The sequence below is a fragment of the Duganella sp. AC917 genome (genome assembly GCF_979258245.1).
The window spans coordinates 6,592,168-6,610,836 of sequence record NZ_OZ409848.1; the positions used below are offsets into that span (position 1 = coordinate 6,592,168).

Sequence of the window (18,669 nt, forward strand, 5' to 3'; positions counted from 1 at the left end):
AGAGCGGATGTCCGCATCGGGCTGGTTCGTCTGGGGCGGCATGGCGCTGATCAGCACCATCATCGCGCTGGTCTCCCTGCGCTATCTAGCCGGCAAGGGGCCAGTGCCCGAAGTGACCGCTTTGAACCGCTACTTCAATCCTTGGATCAAGGTCCATGTGGCCGGTGCGGCATCGGCGTTGCTGCTGGGCGCGGCGCAGTTTGTGCCGGCGATACGTGCGCGGTGGCCTGTGTCGCATCGGATCGGCGGTCGCCTGTATGTGCTCGGCTGCCTGATTGGCGGCGTGTCGGCGCTGATACTGGCGGCGGGCACGTCGGCGGGAGCCATTGCCGGCGCCGGATTCGGCGCCCTGGGTGGCGCGTGGCTGACGGCCACCGGTGTCGCGGTATACAACATCCTCAAAGGCAACGTGACCGCGCACCGGCGATGGATGATACGTTCTTTTGCGCTTACGTTGGCGGCCGTCACATTGCGTGTCTATCTGCCGTTGTCCAGCCTGCTGGCGCTCGACTTCCTGGTGGCCTATCAAGCGGTTTCCTGGCTGTGCTGGGTGCCGAACATCTTGCTGGCGGAATGGTTTCTTGGCCGCCGCGCGTTCGCACAAAAATGAGCAAAAGATATCTCGGTGTCCAATTCTTCACAGCCGTCGCACTGTCGATTTCATCGATGCTGTGCGGTTGCCAGGCATGGCAGGCGAACACCACAGGCGACCGCCAAGCAGCGATCGAGGCGTCTCCCGAGTGGCGCGACGGCCGCTTTCGGAATGCCGAGGGAATCCACACCGATCTTCCCAAAGCGTTGCTCCGGGCGCTCTCCGGTGCACCCGACGACGTGCCAGTTTCACCCGTCCTGGTCGTGATGACAGACCCGGCGATGCTGGCAACCGCGCCTGACAGCGGCTTGCGTGTCACGTGGTTTGGCCACTCGTCGTCGTTGGTGGAAATCGATGGCGTTCGGGTACTGACGGACCCGATCTGGAGCGAGCGCGCGTCGCCGATCGGATGGCTGGGCCCGCGGCGCTGGTACGCCCCGGCGATCGCGCTGGCGCAGCTTCCGCGCGTCGACGCGGTCATCATCTCGCACGACCATTACGACCACCTGGACCAGGCTACCATCGTGGCGATGAGGCATTGGACCAATCTCTTCATCGTGCCACTCGGCATGGGCGGGCGATTGGAACGGTGGGGCATTGCGCGGACGCGCATCGTGGAGCTGGACTGGTGGCAATCGACCCAAGTCGGCGCGCTGGCGGTCGCCATCTTGCCGGCGCGTCATTCGTCGGGGCGCCTCGATCCGCGCAGCGACCACACCTTGTGGGGCGGCTTTGCATTGCTGGGCGCGCACCACCGGGTATATTTTTCCGGTGACACCGGATTGCAACACGCGATGACGGAAATCGGAAAGCGCTACGGACCTTTCGATCTTGCGCTGATTGAAGCGGGTCAATACAGCGAAGCCTGGCCTGACGCCCACCTCGGCCCGGAGCAGGCGGTGTTGACGGCGAAACAGGTCAACGCGCGCGTGCTGCTGCCTGTGCATTGGGGCTTGTTCAAACTGGCGCCGCACGCCTGGACCGAACCGGTGGAGCGCGTACTGGCGGCGGCGCGCTGCGCCGGCTTGACGGTGATCACGCCACGGCCCGGGCAATCCGTCGAACCGACCGCGCCGAGACCTGAAGACATGCAGCGCTGGTGGCCGACATTGAGGTGGAGGTCGGCGGAAGAGACGCCGATCGTCGCGACAATCAATGGCGTTCCGACCCAACGATTTGCGCCAACAACCTGTCCCGCTGTTCCGACGGCCGTCCCCGACTGAACCCAGGTCGGGAGAAGGTTCAATTCACATCGACCGAATGTTTTTCAATAAATTCCCGGAACCAAAGTTGCGCCGGGTTGTTATCGCTACGTCGATGCCAGATCAGGTGAAAAACGATTTCAGGCAGCGCAATGGGCGGCGGAAACAACACCAGTCGATGGCTGGCCTGCGACCGCAGCGCCGCACCTTTGAGGATGGTGGCGGCGTAGTTGGTGCGTGCAATCACCGCAGGCACCGCAAATAGTTGGGGCAAGGTCAATGCGAGCTTGCGCTTCCGTCCCTGTTGGGCGAGGGTTTGATCGACGAGCCCATGCATCTGCCCTTCGGGTGACACGAGCACATGTTGCAATTCGAGGTAGCTGTTCAAGTCCATCGGGCGCCGTGCCGCCAGATTATCGCGCGACACGATGGTGACGAATTCGTCGCGCAGGAGCGGCCGCGTCCGGATGCGGGCATCTGTGTCCGTCGGCGACACGCCAATCGCGGCATCTATTTCCCCTGCATCGAGCAAATCGACCGCGGCGTTGCGGTCATTGAACGCAATCACATTCAAGGTTACTCCGGGCATGGAGTGTTCCAGTGCCGCTATCAGCGGTGGAAGCAGGACCACCGTCGGGTAATCCTGTAGGCCCAGCTTGAACGTCACCGACGCCGTCCCGGGTTCGAAAATCGGCTGGCTGATCATCGCCAATTCAATCTGGCGCAGCGCCTCCTCGACAGGTACCGCCAGATCCCGCGCGCGCGGCGTGGGAATCAAGCCCGTGCTACTGCGCTGAAAAAGCGGATCGCCCAGCAAGACGCGTAGCCGCGACAAGGCGGCGCTCATGGCGGGCTGGCTCACGCCCACCTGCGTCGCGGCGCGCGTGACATTGCGTTCGCTCATCAATGCGTTGAAAGCGACCAGTAAATTCAAATCGACGCCGTGAAAATCCATAATTCAAATAATCACTTATATAGTTTATTTGTTGGATGGATTTTACTGCAAAGAACACACTAGCGCTTCCTTCAACTCTCACCGCATCCTGTCATGACTAACTCAACTACCGACCTTTCCCAGCAATTACGCGCCGAACTCGTTGCCGTGCAAACGCTTTATCGGGCTTTCAGCGAACAGAACCCGGATCTGGTGGACGCCGTGCTCGCCCCTGAATGGGACGATATTCCGCTGGCGCCCGGGCAAGAACCCGGCCCGGCAGGCATCAAGCCCATCATCCGCATGCTTGCCGCCGCATTGCCAGACGTGCAAATCACGATCCACGACACGGTCCAGCAGCCCGGCAAGGTCGCCGTGAGGGCCGAGATCAGCGGGACGCATTTGGGTGAGCTGTTCGGCATCGCTCCCACCGGCAAAAAAGTAAGTTTCCGCCTGCACGAGTTTCATACGCTCGCCGACGGCCTGGTCACCACCACCTGGCACATGGAGGACTGGTTCGGCCTCTTCGAGCAACTGGGCCAGTTCCCGCCACAAGGTTGAGCCCTTGTCGCAGACACGAGAATCCAAGGCGGCGAGGTTCCGATCCTGCCAGCCACTGATAACGGAGGCACTATGAAGAAAGATCCACAGGTCGTCCTCGTGACGGGCGCTTCGTCCGGCCTGGGCCATGCCATCGCATTGGCGCTGGCGCGCAGCGGCCACATCGTCTACGCCAGCATGCGCGAAACCGAAGGAAAAAATGCCCAGCGCGTCGCGGAACTGCGGCAACTCGCCAAGCGTGAACGCATCGCGCTTGACGCGCTGGAGCTTGATGTCCTGTCCGACACCGGTTGCCGGGCGGCGGTCGACGCCATCCTCGGCAAGGAAGGGCGTCTGGATGTCGTCGTCAACAATGCCGGCATGCTGATGCAGGGGATCACCGAATCGTTCTCGATCGATCAGGTCGCACGGATCATCGATACCAATGCGCTTTCCTGGCTGCGTGTCAATCGCGCCGTTCTGCCGGCGATGCGCCGGCAAGGTCACGGGCTGTTGATGTACGTCGGCAGCACGACCGCGCGCCTGCACGAACCATTTCTGGGGCCTTACGTTGCCAGTAAGGTCGCTGGCGATGCGCTGGCGGAAATCATGGGCATGGAGGTGCGGCCGTTCGGCATCGAAAGCGTGACATTGGTCCCCGGCGCCTTTACCACAGGCACCGAGCACTTTGCGCACGCACAGGCGCCCGCCTATGCGGCGATTGTCGCGCAGTATGGCGATCTTGCCGCGCGCATGGCCAACCTGGGGGACAAACTCGACGCCATCGACGCGGCCAACGGTGGCGCGCTGACGGTCGACGACGTGGGCCATGCCGCGTGCCAGGTATTGGCCATGCCCCGTGGCGCGCGTCCATCGCGGGTCATCATCGATGGTCAGCAAAAAGGCACCGAGGCCATCGACGCTGTTTACCACGCGAAGCAGACCGCGTTCCTGGCACAGCTGGGGTTGGCCGACCTGGCGCCGGCCGCGCCGCAAGCTGTTGCCGCGGCCGCGCTCGGGGCCTCGGAAGAAAAACATGGCGGATTTGCATAAGCGCGCTGTCGTTGTTAGATCGCTGGCTCCGGCTGCGCGCGCCAGCGATCGGCGCGACCGGTGGATTACAATGTGACCCTCACTCCACCCGAGGTTCGAATGAAAAAAATCCTGCTCCCACTGGCGCTGACGCTCGCCTGCGCCGCTGCCTACGCCGCGCCTGCCGACGTGGCCGACCTGAACAAAATGAGCAAGCGGTACGCGCCGATCGCGCTGACCGCCGACACCAGCAAACTCTCCGCTGGCGACAAGAAGGCCATCGTCAAACTGATCGAAGCGGCCAAGATTATCGATGTGCTGCAACTGCGCCAGCGCTGGTCCGGCAACGAGGCGCGGTGGGCCGCGCTCAAAAAGGACAAGACGCCGCTGGGCCAGGCGCGCCTGGGTTACTTCTGGCTCAACAAGGGCCCGTGGTCGATCCTCGACAGCCACGAATCGTTCCTGCCAGCGGAAATCGACGGTATCAAGATCCCCGCCAAAAAGCCCGAGGGCGGCAACTTCTATCCGGCCGACGCCAGCAAGGCCCAGCTGGAAACCTGGATGAACGCCTTGCCGGCCATCGACAAGGAACAGGCGCAGTGGTTCTTCACGACGATACGCCGCAACGCCGACGGCCAGTTCACCACCGTCAAATACTCGGACGAATACAAGGCCGAACTGCGGCAGGCCGCCGCACTGCTCAAGCAAGCTGCCGCTGCGACCGACAACGCCTCGCTGAAGAAGTTCCTCGAGTTGCGTGCAGACGCCTTCCTGAGCAACGATTACCTGGCCTCCGACTTCGCCTGGATGGATCTGGACGCGCCGGTCGATGTCACCATCGGCCCGTACGAGACCTATAACGACGAGCTGTTCGGCTACAAGGCCGCGTTCGAAGCCTACGTCAACATCCGCGACCAGAAGGAGACGCAAAAGCTCGACTTCTTCGCCAAGCACATGCAGGAGCTGGAAGACAACCTGCCGCTCGACGCGCAGTACCGCAATGCCAAGGTCGGCGCGCTCGCGCCGATGGTGGTGGTCAACCAGGTGTACGGCGCAGGCGACGGCAACATGGGCGTGCAGACGGCCGCCTACAACCTGCCCAACGACGAGCGCATCATCAGCCAGCGCGGTTCCAAGCGCGTGATGCTCAAGAACGTGCAGCAAGCCAAGTTCAAATCGACGTTGACGCCGATTTCCAAGCTGGTGCTCAAGCCGGCCGACCAGAAGGATGTCGATTTCGACTCGTTCTTCACGCACATCCTCGCACATGAAATCACCCACGGGCTGGGACCGCACGTCACGAAGGTCGACGGCAAGGAATCGACCCCGCGCCAGGACCTGAAGGAGGCCTATTCGACCATCGAGGAAGCCAAGGCCGACATCACCGGGCTCTACGCGCTGGCCTATATGATGGACAAGGGCCAACTGGCCGGCACGCTGGGGCAGGGCGAGGCGGCCGAGCGCAAGCTGTACATCACTTTCCTGGCGTCGGCCTTCCGCACCTTGCATTTCGGCCTGACCGATTCGCACGCGCGCGGCATGGCGATCCAGGTGAATTATCTTTTGGATAAGGGTGGCTTCGTGTCGAATGGCGATGGCACTTTCGCGGTGGATTTCAAAAAGATCAAGTCCGCTGTCACCGACCTCGACCGCGAGTTCCTGACCATCGAGGCCACCGGCGACTATGCGCGCGCGAAGGAAATGATGACCAAATACGTGGTCATCCGTCCCGACGTGCAAAAAGCGCTGGATAAAATGAAATCCGTGCCAAACGATATCCGTCCGGAATACAAGACGGCTCAAGGCTTGCTGGCGAAGTAAGTCCTTACATCGTTCAGAAGGGGACCACTCGGTCCCCGTTGTCATATCGCTTAGAAAGTAACGTTTCAAACAAATAGTTACATTCTGCCTACGTAGAAAAAAACTGCCGTACGGCAATAATAATTTCCGTGATCGTGATAAAGTTGGTTTGAGGAAACCAAATCATGATCACGCGCCTACTTATCTCCCTACTTTTGTTGTGCTCCAGCGTCGCTTCCGCAGCGGAGCTGACCGACATGGAAACCCGCTGGCTTACCGCCGGATCGGCCATGCTGAAGTACGCCAAGAAAGAACTCAAGCTGCCGATCGACGTCATCGTCCAGCCTACGGGCAAGCCGACCGACGTCCCGCTGGCTTTGGGTTTTCAGGATGGACGTTGCAAGCTGGTGCTGACAATGCGCGGCAGGACCAATGTCGAAGACGTGCTGGCGAGTGTGCCGGCCGAACAACGCCCGCTGATGATCGAGGCGATGTTCGCGCACGAAGTGGGCCACTGCTGGCGCTACGTGCAGGGCGACTGGCACGCGCTGCCGGCCGGTTTCGAGGACAACGCCGAACACGCTGAACATGCCGCCCACAACACGGCGCAGGAACTGGAGCAGACCCGCCGCGAGGAAGGCTTTGCCGATCTGGCCGCGCTGGCCTGGGTACAGCAGCGCCACCCGGAACAATACGGCGCGGTTGCCGAGTGGATGCGCCAGGTGCGCGCACCGTCGCCGTCCTCCGCCGGCGCCGTAGCCGGTTCGCACACCACGATGGCATGGCTGCAGCTGGCGCCAACCGGCGCTGCGTTTGCCGCCGAGCTGCCCCTGTTCGAGCAGGCGAGCAGCCTGTGGCAACAGGGCTTGCTGAACCAGGACGCACGTCAGGATGCGCGCCAGGGCCAGCGCCAGGCCTCGCTGCAGCGCTAGCGACATCGTAGTCGCACCGGAGCCGTCCATAGGCCAGCAGTAGCGATTCCCGAACTCTGTTCGTTCGCGCACAGAGGTTTCTCAGCTGTAGGCGTTTAATGTGTCCACCAACCACCACAACAAAGGGACACATCATGAACAAGCTCCTCTTCCTGGTACTGGCCGGTGCCGCCAGCGCTAGTTTCGCCGCCACCCCAGCCAACGATACTGTCGCCTACAAGGCAGCCACCAACAAAGCTGCAAACGATTACAAGACCGCCAAGAACGCCTGCGACGCGCAGTCCGGCAACGCCAAGGATATTTGCGAAGAGCAGGCTAAAGTAGCGCGCGCGACCGCCGAGGCCAACGCGACGATGCAGTACAAGAACGATAAGAAATCCATCGAAAAAGCCCGTACCGAACTGGCCGACGCCCAGTACGGCCTGGCCAAGGAAAAGTGCGACGCGCTGGAAGGCAATGCCAAGGATAGCTGCCTGAGCACCGCCAAGTCGCAGCAGACCGCCGCGATCAATTCCGCCAAGGCCGGCAAGGATGCCGCCGACGTCGCCCAGACCGGGATCGACTGCACCGCGTTGACCGGTACCGACAAGGCATCGTGCGAAGCCCGTTCGAAAACCGAACTGGCCAAGGATGCGGTTGCCGATACTGTCATCACCACCAAGGTGAAAACCGAACTGATGGCCGAACCAGCGCTCAAATCGCTGGACGTCAAGGTTGAAACCAACAACGGCGCCGTGGTGCTGAGCGGCTTCGTGCCGTCGCAAGCCGAAGCTGACAAAGCTGTCGACGTGGCCCGCAATGTCAAAGGCGTCTCCGACGTGAAGAGCTCGCTGCGCATCAAATAAGCGCTAGCTCATCTACCCCCTGAAAAGGGGCCTCCGCCGAGGCCCCTTTCTTTTCCTTGCATTCATTATGACCATAATTTAAAATGACTGGACAGTGCGGGTTTGTCTGCCTCCGCCCATTGCCTACTCTTCCGTCATTGCAAGGAGCATCATGTTCGCACTCCCTATCTCCAACTGGCTGCGGCGGCGCGGCCTGCACTATTCATGGGTGATCGTCGCGGTCACCTTCCTGACGGGGCTGACCTCGTCCGCCGCGCTCGGCCTGCCGGGCGCGCTGCTACAGCCGTTGGCTGCGGAGTTCGGCTGGGACGTCGAGCAAATCTCGTCCGCGCTGGCCGTGCGTTTCGTGCTGTTCGGGTTGATGGGGCCGTTTGCCGCCATCCTGATGGAGCGCTTCGGCCTGCGCACCGTGGTCGTCACCGCGCTGACGTTGGTCGCCGCCGGCATGGCGCTGGCCACGCAAATGACGCAGTTCTGGCATCTTGTGCTGTTCTGGGGAATCATGCTCGGCATCGGTTCGGGCATGACGGCGCTGGTGCTCAGCGCGGTCGTCTCCAACCGCTGGTTTGACAGCCACCGTGGTCTGGTGGTCGGCATGCTCACCGCCAGTTCGGCCACCGGCCAGTTGGTCTTTCTGCCGGTCGGCGCCTGGCTGATCGAGCGCTTCGGCTGGCGCATGGCCGTCATTCCCGTGTTCGCCGCCTGCGCGCTGGTTGCGGTGCTGGTGTTGCTGTTGATGCGCAACCGGCCCAACGAGCTTGGCCTGGTTCCTTACGGCGCCGCGCCGGGAACGGAAGTGGCGCCGCCGACGCCGCCAATGCACGTCACGTTCGCCACGCCGTTCAAGGTGCTTGCCAGCGTCGCCGGCAACCGCGTGTTCTGGATATTGTTCGGCACCTTCTTCATCTGCGGGCTGAGCACCAATGGCCTGATTCAGACGCACTTTATTTCGCTGTGCGGTGACGCGGGAATGGCCGCTGTGCCGGCCGCGTCGGTGCTGGCGATGATGGGCGCATTCGATCTGGTCGGCACGATCGGCTCGGGCTGGCTGTCGGATCGTTACGACAACCGCAAGCTGCTGTTCATTTATTACGGCTTGCGCGGCTTGTCGTTGTTCTGGTTGCCGTATTCGGAGTTCACCTTTTATGGATTGTCGCTGTTCGCCATGTTCTATGGCCTGGACTGGATCGCGACCGTGCCGCCGACGGTGCGGCTGGTGGCGTCCACCTTCGGCAAGGAGCGGGCGGGGATGGTGTTCGGTTGGGTGTTTGCCGGCCACCAGTTGGGAGCGGCGGTGGCGGCGTGGGGCGCCGGACGCGTGCGCACCATGATGCTGACGTATAACCCGGCGCTGTTCGCGGCGGGGGCCGCTTGCCTGATCGCGGCCGGCGTGATTTTGCTGATACGTCGCCCGGTGGCGGCGGTGGTGGCTGTCGGGAGCAAGGCGGCTGCGTGATGTAATCAACCTGTCACACGGGGGTGCAACAATGCGCACCACCCAAAACAGACAGATGGAGATTGCATGCGCAATGCCTTGAACGCCCGTCGGCCACTGATCGCGGCCGCCGCCATGCTGTCGCTGCTATCCGCGTGCGGCAGCGACCACGTCCCCGCCACCGACCCGATCCCGGCCGATGGCTACACGTCGACACCGGTCGCCTTCATGAGCGACGTGCACTTCGAGAACATCTATGGCGATTTGAAAAGCAGCCAGTTCTCCGGCATCCCGACCAAGGACGGCAAGAACGCCACCATCCGCACGATGTACGCGCAGCTGACGTCCACCCGTCTGTTCAACGAAAACTACTTCGCCTTCCGCGCGGCGCTGGACGACGCCTACGGCAAGAATATCCGCCTGGTCGCGCTGCCCGGCGACATCTCCGACGACGCCCAGCCGATCAATATCGACGGCCTGGCCGACATCCTGCGCGAATATCAGGCCAAGGGCATGCGCTTCTTCATCGCGCCGGGTAACCACGATCCGAACGAGCCGTACGACGACGATGAGGCCGGAAAGAATGACTTCCTCACCCGCGACGGCAAGGAACAAAAGATCTACGCTCCCAACAACGCGGCCTGCAAGGCCAAGGACCCGACCGTGGTCTGCACCGCCCAGCTGACCGAGCAAGGCTACGAGCGCCTGCTCACCAAGCTCGGCGACTTCGGCTACATGCCGAACAAGTCCGACGTCTATTGGGAGACGCCGTTCACCAAATATGCCGACGGCAAATACAGCTTCGACGCGGCCTCGGCCTCGTCCGCGCTGAGCAAGCGCCAGTTCGAGATCTGTGCGGAAGGCGAGGGCGGCAGCTACAAGGCCGCCGGCGAAACCAAGCTGGGCAAATCCTACACGCGCTGCACCAACATCATCGACGCCAGCTATCTGGTCGAACCGGTCAAGGGCCTGTGGCTGCTGGCGGTCGACGCCAACGTCCACATCCCGAATGGCAAGTTCGACCCGGCCAATCCGACCGCCTTTGCCGGCTTCGACGGCGCCGGCAACGCCGGTTGGAACAAGGTGCTGACGCACAAAATCCATCAAATGGAATGGATCAAGTCGGTGGCCGCGCGCGCCAAAGCGCAAGGCAAGCAGCTGATGGCCTTCTCGCATTATCCGACCATGGATTTCTACGCCAACCAGACCGACGCGATGAAGGCGGTGTTCAAACCGGGCGCGTTCCAGACTGCGCGCGTGCCGGACCTGGCGACGACCAAAGCGCTGGCGGCGACGGGCTTGCCCTTGCATATGGGCGGCCACATGCACTTCAACGGCACCAACGATTACCAGGATGCCGCCGGCAACTATCTGGTCAATGTGCAGTCGCCGTCGCTGGCCGTGTTCGGCGCGGCGTACAAGATCGTCAGCTACCAGAGCAAGGAGCTGATCGATGTGCAGACGGTTGGGCTCAACAACGTGGGGCGCTACAACGAGTTGTTCCCGTTGTATCAGACGGAGTACGACTATCTGCAAGGCAGCGTGCTGACCGGCGACGTCGCCAAGCGCTGGAACCGCAATATTCTGGACTCGCGCTCGTACGGTGAATTTACCCGCACCTATTTTGGCGAGTTGTCGCGCCTGCGTTTCATGGACGAGTACTGGCCGTGCGAAATGAAACAGGCGGCGACGTCGCTCGATGCGCGCCAGATGTTGATCCTGTCGCAGTTGCAGACCAAGGTGACCTTGGCGCAGTTGAAGGACAATCCGGGTGTGGTGCCGCTGACGGCCGCGTGCGCCGCGCAGGGGACTACTGCCGAGGGCGGTGTGGCGGCGAGTCAGCTGACGGCGGATTGGGCGACGGCCACAGCGAAGGCGGAGCAGCTGGCGTCGGCGGCCAATCTGAAGCTGGATGATTTTGCCAAGATCAGCGCGTACGAGTTCTATGGCGACTTCCACCGGACGGTGTACGCGGGTGAGCTGGCGTTGCGCGACATGGGCGCGCAGCGGGTGGCGCAGTACAAGGTGCTGATGGCGGCGTTCCCGGCGGCGCCGGCGGCCATCGTGAAGATCGGCGATTTGCCGTCGGACCAGAACCCGGTCAATGTGCTGTTCCAGTATCAGTTCAAGCAGGTGTTCGGGATACTGAAGGGGCTCGGTTCGGGCAAGCCGAGCGATAGTTTCCGTATCGACCTGAAGGCTAAGACCTTGACCAATACCAGTGCTTCGGGATTGAGCTTTAACTAGGGAGATGATCGTGGCGGCTCATGGCGGATTACGGCGTGCCGCCTGATCCGCCAATTCCGGCTCAGCCGGCGACCATCACTTCAAATACTTCGCCAGCCAGCCGTGTACTTCGCTATAGAAGTACCTGCTGTTGTCACCCTTTAAAATCCAGTGGTTCTCATCCGGGAACACCAGCAGCTTGCTCGGCACGTTCAAACGCTGCTGCGTGGCGAAATTCATCAGCGCATTGTTGGCCGGCACGCGATAATCCAGCTCGCCCACCGAAATCAAAATCGGCGTCTTGAACCCCGTGCCCTTTTCATGATTCCCCGCCTGCATCACCGGGCTTTGCTCGCGCCACACCGGCAAGTTACCCCACACCGGTCCGCCGCTGTTGGTCTCGCGTCCGAAGATGCTGTCGCTGGTGCCCCACTGCATCACCAGATCCATTTGCCCCGCGTGCGAGACGATCGCCTTGTAGCGCGTGGTCGTCGCCTGCAACCAGTTGGCCAGATGGCCGCCGTAGCTGGCGCCGCCCGCCGCCAGCTTGGCGCCATCGACGAAACTGTACTTGCGCACGGCTTCGTCGACCGCCTCGTTGAGTTCGTCGGCGGGGCCCTTCAGCGGATCGCCCTGGATCGCCCGCGCGAACTCCTCGCCGTAACCGGTCGAGCCCTTGTAGTCGGTCAGCAGCACCACGTAACCGGGCTGCGCCAGCAGGTGGTAGTTCCAGCGCAGCACGAACTGGTCGCGCCACATATTGGCCGCGCCGCCGTGGATCACCGCGAACAGCGGATATTTTTTCGCAGGGTCGAAGCCGGCCGGCTTGACGATCATGTTGTGGATCATGCGCCCGTCGCTGGCCTTGAACCAGAAGTGCTCCGGCGCCTGCCAGTCGATGGCGGCCGCGCGCTCGGTGTTGAACGAGGTCAGGCGCTTAGGCGCGCCGTTGCCGAAGGCGTACACCTCGGGCGGGTTGATCGAGGACTCCCACACGCCGACCATGGCCTTGCCGCCCGCGCTGAGTGAACCGATCGAACCGGTCGCCAGCGACGGTTCGGCGCGCAAGTCGCCGCCGGTGTAGTTGACCGAGTGCAGCTGCTCGAGCCCGGCGTGCTCAAAGCTGAACACGACGCGGTTGCTTCCCTCCGGCAGCACGAAGCGCGAGATCGAACGGTCCAGCGAGGCGGTCAGGATCTTCGGCGCCGGATCGGCGATCGGCCAGGCGAAGCTGGCGATGCGGCTGACGTCGTAGACCTTGCCCGGCTCCTCCGCGTCGGTCAGGCTGAACAGGGTCTTGCCGTCCTTGCTGAACTTGAGCGCGCGGTAGCTGTGCTTGTCGCGCGTCAGTTGCTGCGCTTCGCCGCCGGCCACCGGCACCGAGAAAATTTGCGTGTAGCCGGCCGCGCGCGCCGCCTCGTCGCGGTTGGTCGACGCCGAGAACACCACGGACTGGCCGTCCTGCGACCAGATCGCGTCGAGCGACTGGCCTTCGTCGCCCTGGCCGCCGCCAAAGCCCGGCAGCGCCGCCAGCTTGCTCCCCGCCAGCAGGTCGCGCGGTTTGGCGCCGATCGCCGCGTCCATCACGAACAGGCGTACCTGCTTGTCGTCGAGCCACTTGTCGAAGAAGCGCGGCGGGAAACTTTCGTACGCGCGCACGTTGACCTTGCGGTCCTTGCGCTCCTTGGCGATTTTCTTGACGTCCTCCTCGCCGGTGGCGCCGGGGAAGGTATCGCTGACGAACAGCAACTGCTTGCCGTCCGGGCTGAATTTCGGCTGGCGCGCGCCCAGGGTCAAGGTGGTCAGGCGCTGGGCCTCGCCGCCGGCCGCCACGTCGATGCGGTAGATCTGGCCGATGTCGTCGCCGTCGCGCTTGGCCACGAAGACCAGTTGGCGGCTGTCCGGCGACCAGTTCAGCGCGCCTTCGCCGCCCTTGCTGAATGTCAGGCGGCGCGCCGGCGTGTCGTCGGTCAGCGATTTGATCCACAAATCGGACCATTGCTCCTTGCTGTCGTAGGCCGGATCGGTGACGGAGAACACGGCCCACTTGCCGTCCGGGCTGGCGGTCGGCGCGCCGACCCGTTTCATCAGCCAGACGTCCTCGTGGGTGATGGCGCGTTTGGCGGGCGCGTCGGCCGCCAGGGCATGGCCGCCAAGCGCGGCGGAAAGGAGCAGGGCGATGAGGGAAAGACGTGGCAGGGTCATGGCGTGGTCGTTAAAAAGACAAAACGTCGATAGTCGCCAAAACTGAGGTTGCTGTCAATTAAGTTTCGGTGGGTACGTCCCCGCCGTCAATCCCATTTCTTCAGCAGCCGCGCCAGCTCGCCGGTTCGTTCCATCTGTTCGACCGCGCGACGCACGCGCATCGTCACCGCCGGATCGACGTGTGTGCCCATCGCCATGTAGGTCTCGGTCTGGTACATCACCTGCGGCAAGATCCTGACGTTGGCGCCGTAGCCGGAGCGTTGAAGGAAGCTCTTGAGTCCGGGTCCGCGATGCAGGAAGAACCGGCCCCGGCGCGCCACCAGCTTCTGCAGATTGTTCTTCGGGTCGGCTGCGCTGGCGCTGAAGCGCAGGTCGCCGATGCGTTCCAGCGTTTCGGTGGTGCCGAAACCGCGATTGGTCAGGATTACACCGCTGGCTCCCAGTTTGCGCACGTCGTCCCAGCTGTGGATGACGACCGGATCGTCGGCGCGCGCGAGCAGTTGGAAGCGCAGCGGCATCAGCGGCACGTCGATATAGTTGTATTGCACCTCTCGCTCGGGCGTGCGCTGGACAGCGCACAGCGCATCGTGCTGGTGGTTGACCACTTCCGCATGGGCCCGCACCAGCGGCAGCCACTGCTGGTCGCCGACGAAAACCAGACCCGGATCGATGCGTTCGATGGTGCGGAAAATATCGACGCACACGCCAATCACGCGGCCGTCGCCGGCGTCGATGAACTTGGGGTCGGTGCCGGCCTGCGCCGCCACGCGCAAGGTGACAACCGGACCGGCCGCTGCCGCCATTGCCGGTTGGGCCGCGAGCAGCAACCAGCAGGCCATCAGCGGCAAGCGTATCCATTTCAGAAGCATGACTTGTTTCGATCAATCAGGTGCATTTATTGTCATTCCAGCATCGCTTCCAGCGTTAATTTTTTTACTTCTAGAAAGTATAACAGCGCGCCCGAGGCGGGCCATACAGCGACCCGGCCATTGCATCCGCCACCGGGGGCTTATGCATGCTCGTGGTTAGACACGCTCACCTTGCCAAAGATAGATGTCGAGGTCGACGGCGCCGGTTGACGGCACGCCTTCCGCCATCAGCCTCACCGCCTGGTCCGGCACGGTGGCGAGCAGCTGGCCGCGCGCGCTGACGATGCGGTGCAACGGCACGCCGGTGGCAAGGCTGCGCTTGATGTAGCCGGGAATGGCGCGGATAAAACTGTTGTCGGCGCCGATCGCCAGCGCGACGTCGCTGTAACGCACGACGCGTCCGCGCGGTATCGTCGGGACGAAATCGAGAAATTTTTGATAGACCGAGTCGGGCAGGGCGGGATAGCGGCCGGGGATCAGTTCGAGGGCTTCGCCGCGCCGGAGTTGTCCGCCGCCGACGACCACGCCAAGGATGCCGCGCCGGCCGATCAGGCCGGCCAGGTCGGCAGCCAGCGGCAGCAGCTGCTTGCAGGGTTCGCAGTACATGGTCAGGCGGATTTCGACACCGCCGGCACTGGTGAGCGCGCTGCCGGGCTGGAAGTCGCCGGGTGTGTCGGTCGCGAGAACAAGGTTTTCGCGCAGCGCGCCCGGCGGCAGTGTCAGCGCATCGAGTTCCGATGTGGCGGTGACGAGTATCTGGCGCGGACTCAGTACGTGGGCGTTGATGTCGTCCTGGATGCCGAGTCCGGCGACCAGGATCAAGCTGTCGGTGGCCGCCATGGGCTTGCCTTGGCGGACTTTAATGAAGAGATGTTCTGCCTTGGCGGTCATGGGACCAGTATAGCGTGGCGGGTTGCGATCACGATTGACGGCATTCGCTCCACGACAGAAAAGTGATATTTTTTAATAGACAATTAAACAATTTAACTTTAGCATGGCCTCACTGCCGTGCCGCGCCGGGCGCGTCTTTCCCTCCAGCCATGCCGGGCCGATATGCTTTTCAATTCGTTCAGCTTTATTCTGCTGTTCCTGCCCATCACAGCGTTGGGATATTTTTTGTTGGCGCGGCGCAGCCAGGTGCTGGCCGCCGCGTGGCTGGCGGCGGCCTCGCTGTTTTTCTACGGCTGGTGGAGCATCGAGTATATTCCGCTGCTGCTGGCTTCGATCGGCTTCAACTACCTGGCGGGCCGGCGCATCGGTCACAGCGCAGGCCCGGTCAAATTGCGCTGGCTGGCGCTGGCCGTCAGCGCCAATCTGCTGCTGCTGTGCTACTTCAAATACGCGGACTTTTTCATCGCCGGCGTCAACGTCGTCGGCGGCAGCGACTGGCCGCTGTGGCATGTGGTGCTGCCGATCGGCATCTCGTTCTACACGTTCACCCAAATCGCTTTCCTGGTCGACACCTATCAGGGCAAGGTCAAGGAATACCGTTTCGTTCATTACCTGCTGTTCATCACCTATTTCCCGCACCTGATCGCCGGGCCGGTGCTGCACCACGCCGAAATGATGCCGCAGTTCGAGCGCAAGGAAAGCTATCGCCTGTCGGCCGCCAACGTCGCGATAGGTTTGAGCATCTTTGCCATCGGCCTGGCCAAGAAGGTGCTGATCGCCGACAACCTGTCGCCGCACGCGAATTTCTTTTTCAACCAGTCCGACCCGCAGGGGCTGCTTGTGGCGTGGGGCGGGGTGCTGGCCTACGCGTTTCAGTTGTACTTCGATTTTTCCGGCTACTCGGACATGGCCATCGGCATTTCGCGCATCTTCGGCATCCGGCTGCCGCTCAATTTCGATTCCCCGTACAAGTCGGTCAACATCATCGAGTTCTGGCGCCGCTGGCACATGACGCTGTCGCGTTTCCTGCGCGACTACCTCTACATCCCGCTCGGCGGCGGGCGCCGGGGCAACGTACGCCGCTACCTGAACCTGATGCTGACCATGCTGCTCGGCGGCTTGTGGCATGGTGCGGGCTGGAACTTCGCAGTGTGGGGCATGCTGCATGGCGCCTACCTGATGATCAACCACGCGTGGGCGGCGTTGGCCGCGCGGTTGAGGTTGCCCACCGGCGCGCTGCCGTGGCGGCTGGCCAGCGTCGCGCTGACCTTTGCCGCCGTCTGCTTTGCATGGGTGTTTTTCCGGGCCACCGATTTTTCGCGTGCGATGACGATCGTCGGCGCCATGTGCGGCAATGACGGCATCGCGCTGCCGGAGTCGCTGGCCGCCCATCTGCGTGCGCTGCAGCCTTTGCTGGACAAGCTAGGCGTCACCTTTTACGTCGGCGGTGGCAAGCGCTTCGTGCAGACGTGGCTGTGGGTGCTGGTGGCGGCGGCCATCTGCTTCACGCTGCCGAACACGCAGCAAATCATGCGGCGCTACGAGCCCGCGCTGGACTTCCACGCGACAGCTGGTAGCGCATGGTCCTTGCCGGCCGTGCCGGTGGCATGGCTGCCGAACCGGCGATGGGCGGTGGTGGTCAGCGTGCTGATGCTGGCCTGTCTGCTGTCGCTGGGACGGCCGGCCGAGTTCTTGTATTTTCAATTTTAGGAAGCGCGCATGGCCGATGACCGTAGCTACGCGGGATTTATCACATGGCTGGCCGCCTCGCTGCTGGCCGGCGTGCTGCTGACCGTGGTGTTTGCGGTGGTGGTCGATCCTTATCGGCTGTTCCGCCTGGTCGACATCGCCGGCTTCAACGCCGTCAAGCCGCGCCCGGATCATTACCAGTCGGAGATCAAGCTGGCCGGCGCGCAGGCGCTGCGGCCGGCGCTTGTCCTGATGGGCAATTCGCGGGTCGATGTCGGCATCGATCCGGCCAGCCCGTTGCTCGGCGCGGCAACGCGTTCGGCCTACAACCTGGCGATCCCCGGAACCGGCGTCGGCACGTCGCGCGAGCAATTCGACCGCTTGCGGGCGGGCGGCGCGGCGCCGTCGACGTTGCTGCTGGGCGTGGATTTTTTTGACTTCCTGCTCGATCCGGACGGCGCCGACGCGCCGGCCAGGCCGCCGCCCGGATGGCTGGCCGGGCAGCGCTGGAAGATCGACACGGTGTTTTCGCTCGATGCGGTGCTCGACGCCGTCAAGACTTTGCGGATACAGCATGATCCCGACGCCGGCACGATGACCGCGCGCGGCTTCAATCCGCTGTTCGACTATTTGCGTTTCGCACGCGAGGACGGTTACCACAGCATTTTTCTACAGCGGGCGCAGGAGAACGCCAGGAATTTTTCACTGGCGCCGCACGGCATTGTCCGCACGGGTGGCGACAGTTCGCCGGAATGGCGCGACCTGGGCGCGTTGCTGGACGCCGCCGCGCGCGACGGGACCGAAATTCATCTGGTCATTTATCCGTATCACGCGCAGTTGATGGCGATGTTGGAGCAGGCCGGATTGTGGGCCGCTTTCGAACAGTGGAAGCTGCGGCTGCTGCGCGAAATCGCGCGCGTCAACGCCGCGCAGCCGCAGCCGCGCATCGCGCTGTGGGACTTCAGCGGCTATGGCACGTTGCAATGCGAGGCCATCCCGGCCAAGGGCGACCTCGTGCACGGCACGCGCTGGTACTGGGAGTCGGGCCACTTCAAGCCGGCGCTCGGCGAGCGGATGCTGGAGCGGATATTCAACGTGACCGTGACGGCGCCTGCCGAATTCGGCTTCCGGCTCGACGCGGCCAACGGCAATGAGAATCGCGAACGCATCGCCCGCGAACGCCGGGCTTGCCTGGCCGCTGAACCGGCAATGTTCCGCGACGCCGCCGCAATGGTGACCGATTTCCAGTCCCGGCAACCGCGCAAAGCGCCGGATGGCCAAAAACGATTGGACGCGCAAAGCCATTAAATTGGCCCGGTGCGCCAGTGGACGTTTGCGCCGATCATTGACAATTCGCTACGTAAATACGTTGGCTCGAAAGACGCGACCGTCCTTCAAACAGGCCCAGACCTGGCGTTCGACGTTTTTACGGAAAAGAGAAAATGGGCAGTATCGAGACAGCCATCCAACCACCATC

General features: G+C 62.8%; 15 protein-coding genes. 11 read left to right on the forward strand and 4 right to left on the reverse strand.

The window, feature by feature from the left end; translation table 11 throughout:
* Positions 1 to 7: 7 nt before the first annotated feature.
* Both ACZ0BA_RS28785 and ACZ0BA_RS28790 read left to right on the forward strand, forming a co-directional pair.
* Positions 8 to 610 carry a DUF2306 domain-containing protein gene (locus ACZ0BA_RS28785; protein WP_463454549.1) on the forward strand — a complete coding sequence of 201 codons (603 nt, stop codon included), beginning with the start codon at positions 8 to 10 and terminating at the stop codon, positions 608 to 610.
* Positions 607 to 1,815, forward strand: a complete 1,209-nt coding sequence (locus ACZ0BA_RS28790; RefSeq protein WP_463454550.1) for an MBL fold metallo-hydrolase — start codon at positions 607 to 609, stop codon at positions 1,813 to 1,815. The genes ACZ0BA_RS28785 and ACZ0BA_RS28790 overlap by 4 nt, the downstream gene beginning before the upstream one ends.
* A gap of 19 nt (positions 1,816 to 1,834) precedes the next feature.
* Here ACZ0BA_RS28790 and ACZ0BA_RS28795 read toward each other — a convergent pair whose 3' ends face one another.
* Entirely contained in the window at positions 1,835 to 2,749 is a 915-nt protein-coding gene (locus ACZ0BA_RS28795) for a LysR family transcriptional regulator (RefSeq protein WP_463454551.1), read from the reverse strand.
* 93 nt (positions 2,750 to 2,842) lie between these two features.
* Here ACZ0BA_RS28795 and ACZ0BA_RS28800 point away from each other — a divergent pair, with 93 nt between their 5' ends.
* The 7 genes from ACZ0BA_RS28800 to ACZ0BA_RS28830 all read left to right on the forward strand — a co-directional run bounded on the left by ACZ0BA_RS28800 (position 2,843) and on the right by ACZ0BA_RS28830 (position 11,559).
* The gene (locus ACZ0BA_RS28800; protein ID WP_463454552.1) at positions 2,843 to 3,289 is read left to right on the forward strand and encodes an ester cyclase; all 447 of its coding nucleotides are present in this window, start codon (positions 2,843 to 2,845) and stop codon (positions 3,287 to 3,289) included.
* A gap of 72 nt (positions 3,290 to 3,361) precedes the next feature.
* On the forward strand, positions 3,362 to 4,321 hold the full coding sequence (locus ACZ0BA_RS28805; protein ID WP_463454553.1) for an SDR family NAD(P)-dependent oxidoreductase: 960 nt from the start codon (positions 3,362 to 3,364) through the stop codon (positions 4,319 to 4,321).
* Between the two features lie 99 nt (positions 4,322 to 4,420).
* Entirely contained in the window at positions 4,421 to 6,121 is a 1,701-nt protein-coding gene (locus ACZ0BA_RS28810; protein WP_463454554.1) for a dipeptidyl-peptidase 3 family protein, read from the forward strand.
* 164 nt (positions 6,122 to 6,285) lie between these two features.
* Complete coding sequence (locus ACZ0BA_RS28815) at positions 6,286 to 7,032, forward strand: hypothetical protein (protein ID WP_463454555.1); 747 nt, start codon at positions 6,286 to 6,288, stop codon at positions 7,030 to 7,032.
* 134 nt (positions 7,033 to 7,166) lie between these two features.
* Positions 7,167 to 7,877 (forward strand): BON domain-containing protein, encoded by a 711-nt coding sequence (locus ACZ0BA_RS28820; protein ID WP_463454556.1) that lies wholly within the window; start codon positions 7,167 to 7,169, stop codon positions 7,875 to 7,877.
* 151 nt (positions 7,878 to 8,028) lie between these two features.
* Positions 8,029 to 9,333, forward strand: coding sequence for an MFS transporter (locus ACZ0BA_RS28825; protein ID WP_463454557.1), 1,305 nt, complete (start codon positions 8,029 to 8,031; stop codon positions 9,331 to 9,333).
* Between the two features lie 66 nt (positions 9,334 to 9,399).
* A complete protein-coding gene (locus tag ACZ0BA_RS28830; RefSeq protein WP_463454558.1) occupies positions 9,400 to 11,559 on the forward strand; it encodes a metallophosphoesterase in 2,160 nt (719 codons plus the stop codon).
* A gap of 75 nt (positions 11,560 to 11,634) precedes the next feature.
* Here the strand turns inward: ACZ0BA_RS28830 and ACZ0BA_RS28835 are convergent, their stop codons facing one another.
* The 3 genes from ACZ0BA_RS28835 to ACZ0BA_RS28845 form a co-directional block, all read right to left on the reverse strand.
* Entirely contained in the window at positions 11,635 to 13,743 is a 2,109-nt protein-coding gene (locus tag ACZ0BA_RS28835; protein ID WP_463454559.1) for a dipeptidyl-peptidase 5, read from the reverse strand.
* Positions 13,744 to 13,829: 86 nt separating this feature from the next.
* The gene (locus ACZ0BA_RS28840) at positions 13,830 to 14,612 is read right to left on the reverse strand and encodes a substrate-binding periplasmic protein (protein WP_463454560.1); all 783 of its coding nucleotides are present in this window, start codon (positions 14,610 to 14,612) and stop codon (positions 13,830 to 13,832) included.
* Between the two features lie 156 nt (positions 14,613 to 14,768).
* Positions 14,769 to 15,452 (reverse strand): MGMT family protein, encoded by a 684-nt coding sequence (locus ACZ0BA_RS28845; RefSeq protein ID WP_463454561.1) that lies wholly within the window; start codon positions 15,450 to 15,452, stop codon positions 14,769 to 14,771.
* Between the two features lie 213 nt (positions 15,453 to 15,665).
* Here ACZ0BA_RS28845 and ACZ0BA_RS28850 point away from each other — a divergent pair, with 213 nt between their 5' ends.
* Positions 15,666 to 17,213 carry an MBOAT family O-acyltransferase gene (locus ACZ0BA_RS28850; protein WP_463454562.1) on the forward strand — a complete coding sequence of 516 codons (1,548 nt, stop codon included), beginning with the start codon at positions 15,666 to 15,668 and terminating at the stop codon, positions 17,211 to 17,213.
* Positions 17,214 to 17,222: 9 nt separating this feature from the next.
* Positions 17,223 to 18,500, forward strand: coding sequence for a hypothetical protein (locus ACZ0BA_RS28855; RefSeq protein ID WP_463454563.1), 1,278 nt, complete (start codon positions 17,223 to 17,225; stop codon positions 18,498 to 18,500).
* Positions 18,501 to 18,669 lie beyond the last annotated feature (169 nt).